The sequence below is a fragment of the uncultured Cytophaga sp. genome (genome assembly GCF_937863595.1).
GTDB lineage: Bacteria > Bacteroidota > Bacteroidia > Cytophagales > Cytophagaceae > Cytophaga.
In genome coordinates, this window is record NZ_CALMGQ010000120.1 from 1 (window position 1) to 8,001 (window position 8,001).

Consider the following 8,001-nt stretch of genomic DNA (forward strand, 5'->3'; position numbering starts at 1 on the left):
CGTTTACTCCAAATGCTTCTAATGTAAATGCAAAATATATACCTTCTGCTTTAGATAAAACAACTGGCAGTACAACCCTTACCTTAACAACTACAGGAAATGGAACGTGTAAAGATTATTCTAGCAATGTACAAATAACATTAAATCCAGAACCTACTATCACAGGTTCTGTTCCAGCTGATTCTATTTGTATAGGCAATACAGTTGTAGCTACTGCAACCATTTTAAATGCATCTTCTATCATTTGGAAAACAACAGGTACAGGTTCATTTAGTACGACTACGGGCAGCCCAACAGTGTATACACCATCAGCGAGTGATCAAGCAAATGGTGGTGTTATTATCTATGCAAGTACTGTAGGATCGAATCCATGTAAAGAAACAGAAACGTATTTTGGTATCACCATATTAAAATCAACTGTAGCGGTTGTTAATGCTGGTTTTGATCAAATTGCGTGTGCAGATGCTGGATTCTTTCCTCTTAATGGTATTATTGAAGGTGCTGGTGCAACAGGTATCTGGACAAGTGGAACTGGAAAAGGAAGGTTTTATCCAAGCCCTACAGATTTAAATCCAACGTTCAAACCAGATCAATCAGATATTGATGCAGGTGGTTTAACGATAACTTTAACACCTACTAATGCTGGATTTTGTCCAGCAAATCCCGATGAGATGGTACTTACCATTACTCCACCTCCTATTGTAGTTGCTAATGCATCAGGTGCAATTCCTCCTTTGTGTGCAGATACAGCCTACATTCAGCTGGATCCTGATTTTTCAAATGCATTAGGTGTTGAATGGTCTACTACAGGAACAGGTATTTTCTCACCGAGTATTGCCGATAAGAATGCAATTTATGTGCCTTCAGCCTTAGATAGAAAAAAAGGTAACATTGGAATAACCCTTACTACAACAGGAAATGGAACATGTAATGCATATTCAGATTTCTTCACCATTCGATTAACTCCTTTACCTACCATTAATATTGGGCCTGATAAAATTGTTTGTGCAGATCAATTGGTAGAGTTATTGGCTGCAACAACTGTGGCAACAGGTGTTGATTGGTCTTCCTCTGGTTCTGGAATATTTGTAAATCCAACTACAACTCTTGCTAATCAATATATCCTATCCGATGCCGATACCACCAATAGAGTAATTAATATATTTGGCAAATCTGCTAATCAAGGATTGTGTAAGCCGGTATATGATACTTTAAAAGTTACAGTTCAACCAATACCTGTGGTGGTTGCTTCAGCTGACCAAGCTATTTGTGCCGATGCAGGAACCATACTTATAAGTTCTAAAATCTATAATGCTAGCAGTATAAATTGGTCTACAAATGGTAGCGGATCGTTCACCCCCAATGCTTCTGGGAATCCTGTTACATATAATATTTCTCAAGCAGATGCTGCTGCTGGTACTATTAAACTATATGCTACATCTGGTTCTTCAGGCATTTGCAGTTCTAGAAAAGATTCAATAGAAGTTACGGTATCTCCCATTCCGGTTGTTACTGCAGGTGCACCCATTATATGTGAAACTATATTAGGAGCACAATTAAATGGAGTTGTTAATGGTGGTTTATTGATTGGATCGGATACTTGGAAATCAACTGGTTCTGGTGTATTTGCTGTGAACAACAATTCTGTGAATGCGAAGTATTACCCTACTGCTGCAGATATTGCTGCAGGTTCGGTTACGCTTACATTAACAGCATCCAATTATGGTACATGTAAAGATGTAACGAGTTCTGCAACATTAAAAATTGAACCGCTGCCAATTGCAAATGCTGGGCAAGATCAATATTCTTGTATAAATGCACCTGTTACGGTTTCTGCAAATAATACCAAAACTGGGGTGAGTTATTCTTGGACAGATGCGGGTGGTACAGAGGTGCAAGCACCAAATTCTAAATCACACACCTTTATCGTTACTTCAAATACAAGTCGTATTCTATTAGCAACAGATGGTAAAGGATGTATTTCTAGAGACACGGTTAATATTACAACGTTTGACCTACCTACATTTTCTATAACCCCCAATCCAGCGTGTTATAGCGAGAATCTGTTGGTTCAATCAAACCCTTCTCCGCAACCATTAGTACCTGGTATTTATCAGTGGTTTGATACTGGGAAAATTATGACAGGTCAAAATAAATCATTCTTGATTGTTCCTGATACAGGTATCTATAATGTTCAATTCGCATTTGCTAATTGTAAGGCAGAAGGACAAGTACACGTAAATCCAGTACCTACAGTTAAAGCAAGCGATATCATTGCATGTGGACCGGGTGTATTAACTGCTAGTGCAATACCTGCAACTGCAACAATCAACTGGAGTTTAAATGGAACGCCTGCAGGATCAGGTAATACTATAAATATCACATCAGCTACTGATACCAGCAAGTATACTATTACCGTTACCAATCCGGCAACAACTTGTACAACTGTGGATAGTGTCTATGTAATTGGTTTACCAAAACCAAATATGGTTTCCATAGATTCTACATCTTGTGTAGGTTTGAAAGTAAAATTGACAGCCGTACCAACTAATATTCCGAATTTAAATCAGTTTTTACAACTGAACTATAAATGGAAGAAAGATGGTGGTGCTACTTTCTCAACAGATTCAACCATAATTGTATCTTCAGTTGGAACATATAAAGGATACCTATCAGTTGATCAATGTAAAGATTCATCTGTAAACGTTATCGGATTTTCGCCTTATCCTACATCTGACTTACCTGATAGATATGTGTATTGTCCAGATAATGGAGGATCTATTTCATTAAACCCAGGTGCGCAGGCCAACACCACATATAAATGGAACAATGGTGTAACAACACAAATAAATGTTGTATCTCCAGATTTAGATAGTATATATACTGTTAAAATTACAAATCAATTCAACTGCTCCATCTCAGATAAAACGTTGGTATACTTAATTTGTAAACCACATATTGATGTTCCTACAGCGTTTACTCCTGGGGTAGTCGGAAGTGTAGATCGATATTTCAGAGGATATGGTAAATACGAAGAGAATTATAAATTAATGGTATTTAACAGATGGGGAGAAATTATATTTATTACTACAGATAAATATGAAACTTGGGATGGTACGTACTTAGGTGAACCAATGCCATCTGGTACATATCCATGGATAGTTACGTATGAAGGTAGAGAACAATATAAAGGACCTTACAAACAAGCAGGTTCTGTAGCAATAATTAGGTAAATGAAATTTAAAAAAAATGAATAAAAACGGCCTCACTAGAGGCCGTTTTTATTTTCTACGTAATTGAATTATATATTTTTGATAGACACATAACATGTCACATCCATTTTCTGGGGAGTAACAATGTTAGAAGAATAATTTATATAATCTAAACAAGAATAAATTAGCGTTTACTAATATGTTGTTTGTATCATCACGTTATCGGTTAACTAAACAAAACAGCAATAAAATAGGTTAGTCATTATTAAAAACTACGGGCTTAAGATTGCACCCAATTTATTGAAGAGTATTATATTTATTACATATTATAATGTAACACCTAATGAAATATTAATTATTTTAAATGAACTGATTCAATAGCTTTAACAACGATGAAGCCTCTTAATTGATATTTGTCAGTTTTATTTTTTACTCCATAAAGTGTCAACATTGTTTTTTTAATTCAATAATTAGCTATTAGCATTGAATTTTATATCTGGATTCAAATAAATGAATATATATTATAATATAAACGAACAACAAAAGGATACAAATAAACGTAGACGTCTTTTGACTAAATTCTTAATTAATAAAATTCTCAAATACCTTGATACCTTTACAGTCTAAATTTATTGACAATTATTTTTTTACAGCCTTAGTTTCTGTTAATTTGTATATGTCTAAAATTATGAAAATAATGTTTTCCTATCAATACGCATTAAAATTGAAAAAATGTATTGCAATATGTATGTATTTCAATACATTTTTACTTTTTGCACAAACCCCACTTTCACAGACAGAGTTAGAAAGTAATGCTAATTACACCTTTGATAATCAGGATTATTACCATGCATTGCCTATATTTTTAACTTTAGATAGCATTTATCCAAATGTGCCTAAGTACATGTTCCCAATAGCTGTTTGTTACATAAATACAACTGGTGACGAACAAAATGCCTTATTATTTTTAGAAAAATGCAAACTTAAACCTAATCAGTATCCTCCAACGCTTCATTATTATTTAGGTCGTGCGTATCATTTGGCTCATCGTTTTGATAATGCTATTGTTGAATATGAAATTTGTCTCTCTTATTTGTATAAGAATAAAAAGAAAAACATATCCATGATTAAGGATATTTATAGACAAGTTGAAATGTGCGAAAATGGAAAAAAATTAATGCGCGATGAAATACCCATTCATATAAAAAATTTAGGTCCAACTATTAATTCTAATTATCCAGAATATGGTCCTGTATTAACCTTAGATGAAAGTCAACTAATTTTCACATCCTGTAGACCCGAAACAACTGGAGGATTAATAGACCCTGAAGATGGTTTATTTTATGAAGATGTCTATATATCTTCTAAAATTGATTCTACTTGGATGCTTGCTAAAAATATGGGACCTTCTATAAATACAGATGGTCATGATGCAAGCATTTCTTTGGCTTCAGACGGGCAAGAATTACTCATTTATAGATATGACCGTGGTGATAACTTTTTATCATCTAAATTAGATGGCGAGGTTTGGCTAAAAGCAGAAGAACTAAAGGGTGAAATCAATTCAAAGTACTATGAACCATCTGCTTGTTTAACCAAAAATGGCGAATATTTGATTTTTAGTAGCGATAGACCAGGTGGTTATGGTGGTCTAGATTTATATATCTCTAAAAAATTATTAAATAATGAATGGGCTAGACCGATAAATTTAGGCCCTATTATCAATACCAGGTATAATGAAGATTCTCCATTCATGCATCCAGATGGTAAAACATTGTATTTCAGTTCTCAGGGACATAATTCAATGGGAGGATTTGATATGTTTTATTCAAAATTGCTTTCAGATTCAACAGATCATTGGGATGCACCTATAAATGTTGGTTACCCATTAAATTCAGCGCATGACGATATTCATTTTAACTTATCTGCAGATGGTAGACGTATTTATTTCGCATCCATCAGACCTGAAGGTTATGGTGATAAAGATATTTATGTGGCAACTACAGATCAACCTAAAGTTTTAGATATTTTGGTCATAGTAGGTATAATTCAAGATTCAGTATCAAAAGAGCCTGTTAGTGCTACCATAGAAGTTGTAGATACGGATAATAATACAATAATTGGCATATATCATTCGAACAAAGCTACTGGGAAATACATCATGGCATTGCCAGAAGGTGGAAAATATCGCTTATCAATACAATCTCCCAATTATAAAGTTTGTGATGATTTTATTACTACAAAAGAAATGGATGGCTACCAAGAACGACTAAAGAATATCAATCTTTGTCCGGATGGTATAAAAGAATGATTTTTTTATACTAAAATAACATTTTGTCATCATTCCTCGTAAACGAACACAAACTAGTACTTTGTACCTATGAAGACACTATACAACCCTAATCAGATTATTAAAACTATACTTAAAACATGCTATGCTACTGCGGTAATGTTATTAAGTATGTTTGCGCATGCAGAAGGTACTGCACAGCTTACTCCTACGCTGGCTTCAGATAACCAAGGGGTGTTGCAAATATGGGATAATAATGATCCAAACAGAAATTCGTCCACGTTTGGTTGTCCTTCAACTAAGCGTTTGTATTTTAATGTTTGTCAACAAGAAATTGTTTATTTTGGGATGAACTTTGAAGCAGGCGATTTAACGAACGGTGCAACTGCATGGTACCGAATTATATCACCAACAAATAGAGTCGTATTTCCAGTTGCTGGTACAGGCTGGCAACAAATAACCAATGCGGGAGCTGGTTCTATTGCATCTTGGGCTGCAGCAGTAGCTGGTCCAAGCAATATTGTAGGTGGAGCAGGTGGTTATACCCCTTTAACTTTTACACCTGCCGCACCAGGTAATTATTACATAGAAATCTATAGAAAAAGTAATGCTGGAATGCCAGCAGTAAATAATCCAGCAGCATTTGCAGCAATAACAGCTCCTACTGCTGCTGAAGTTAACACCCAGCAAAAAGTTAAGATGCGTTTACGTTATTTTGATTTAACAATAGTACCATTTGCTACCCCAAATGGTGTAAGAATCCCTGGTCGCTTATTTTCTCAAACTTGGGATATCAATGTGAATGCTGCGAACAACCCATTTATTTGTAAAATGTATGTCTATTCCAATGATGGTATTGTAACAGGTATTGATTTCAACAGAATTAGACCTTTTGGTTTTACCATTGCATGTAATCCTACAGGTGTTCAAAGTACAGGAAATACTGCATTGGATAGAAGATCTGTAGCTGCAAATGCTACTTATGCAGATTATAAAATATTTTTAAATGATCCAGATCAATGTCGTTTCCCAACAGGTATTTTTGGGGATATTCTAAATAAAGATAATATTACGGTTACAGGTTGTGATGTAAATAATCGGTGCATCAATGTTATTGTAGATAAAGCAGGTGGTACAGAATTGTTATTAAATTTCAATGGTATATCTGGCTATCAATTTGGTACAAGTGATGTTTTAATCAAACAAGATTTAGTGGTGGGTTCAAATTGTATCCCATGGAATAGTAGAGATGGGAATGGTAATCTAATTACACCTGGTGATTCTTTAGATATGCGATTGGATTATTTCAATGGTATAACACACTTACCCCTTTTTGACGTTGAAAATCATCCCTACGGCTATATTGTTTCTTTGGTAAGACCTGCAGGTCCTCCGCCTTTATTGTTTTGGGATGATACAGCAATACCTGGAGGTACTGTTAATTTAGCGGGTTGTACAACTGGTATACCAACTGCCACTACAGGTTGCCACGGATTTGGATCTGTTACAGCAGGACCAATGCCTCCATCTAGTAATCCTACTATAGGTAATTGGGGTGACAATAGAACAGTCAATACTTGGTGGTATGCAAATTATATAAATGTAAAAGCCAAATATGCAGTACCTGGTAATATTGCCGTTGATGCGAATACTATTACCGTTGGAACAGGTTCGGCTAATGATATCAGTAGCTGTACCAATGCAGGACCAATCTCATTAAATGGTTCTGTAAAAGGTGCTGGTGGAGGTGCTTGGAGTGTAAAATCCGGAATAACAGGTACGTTCGGAAATGCGAATTCACCAGTTACTACTTTTACACCTTCTTCTGCAGATTTAGCATTGACATCTATCTACTTATTTTTATCTTCTACAGGTAATGGAGCATGTCCACCTGTTTCAGATTCTATAAAAATTACGTTTGTTGGTGGACCTACTGTTAATCCTGGACCTCCACAATCTGCATGTGCTAATAATCCTACACTTACTTTAAATGCAAGTTTTACAATTGCTACTGGTATAATTTGGTCTGGTGGTGCAGGTACATATGTGCCAAACAATACCACAAAAAATGCAACATACACACCAACAGCAGGTGAAATATCAACGGGTTCAGTAACCTTAACCATTACTACTACGGGTAATGGTTTATGTCCATTGGCAACAGGTACTGTTAAATTAAGCTATACCGCTGCTCCTACGGTAAACCCTGGTTTACCAGTAACCGTTTGTGTAAATAATCCAACTGCTGCTCTAGTTGGTTCAGCAACAAATCAAACTGGGGTAACTTGGACAGGTGGTACTGGTACCTTCACTACACCCGGTGCCTTAACAACTTCATATAACCCATCTCCTGCTGAATTAACAGGAAATCCTAAAACTGTTACTCTTACACTATCGGCTAGTAAGGCTGGTTGTAAATCTGTATCATTACCTGTAGATGTACTTATTAATCCATCCCCAATAGTTGATGCAGGAATTGATGTCACCATTTGTAAAAAT

2 protein-coding genes and 1 pseudogene are annotated in these 8,001 nt (G+C 35.4%); all 3 read left to right on the forward strand.

All coding sequences use genetic code 11. The annotated features are described in order from the left end of the window. On the forward strand, positions 1-3,233 hold a 3,233-nt coding region (locus Q0543_RS10430), incomplete at its 5' end, for a T9SS type B sorting domain-containing protein (RefSeq protein ID WP_299252367.1). Positions 3,234-3,900: 667 nt separating this feature from the next. Next, positions 3,901-5,523, forward strand: coding sequence for a hypothetical protein (locus Q0543_RS10435; RefSeq protein ID WP_299252370.1), 1,623 nt, complete (start codon positions 3,901-3,903; stop codon positions 5,521-5,523). A gap of 69 nt (positions 5,524-5,592) precedes the next feature. After that, positions 5,593-8,001 (forward strand): annotated as a pseudogene (locus Q0543_RS10440) (gliding motility-associated C-terminal domain-containing protein); the annotation flags it as partial.

Bases quoted from the DNA above. Each gene is read 5' to 3' on its own strand.
- Q0543_RS10435 (WP_299252370.1), top strand. From the start codon at position 3,901: ATGAAAATAATGTTTTCCTATCAATACGCATTAAAATTGAAAAAATGT.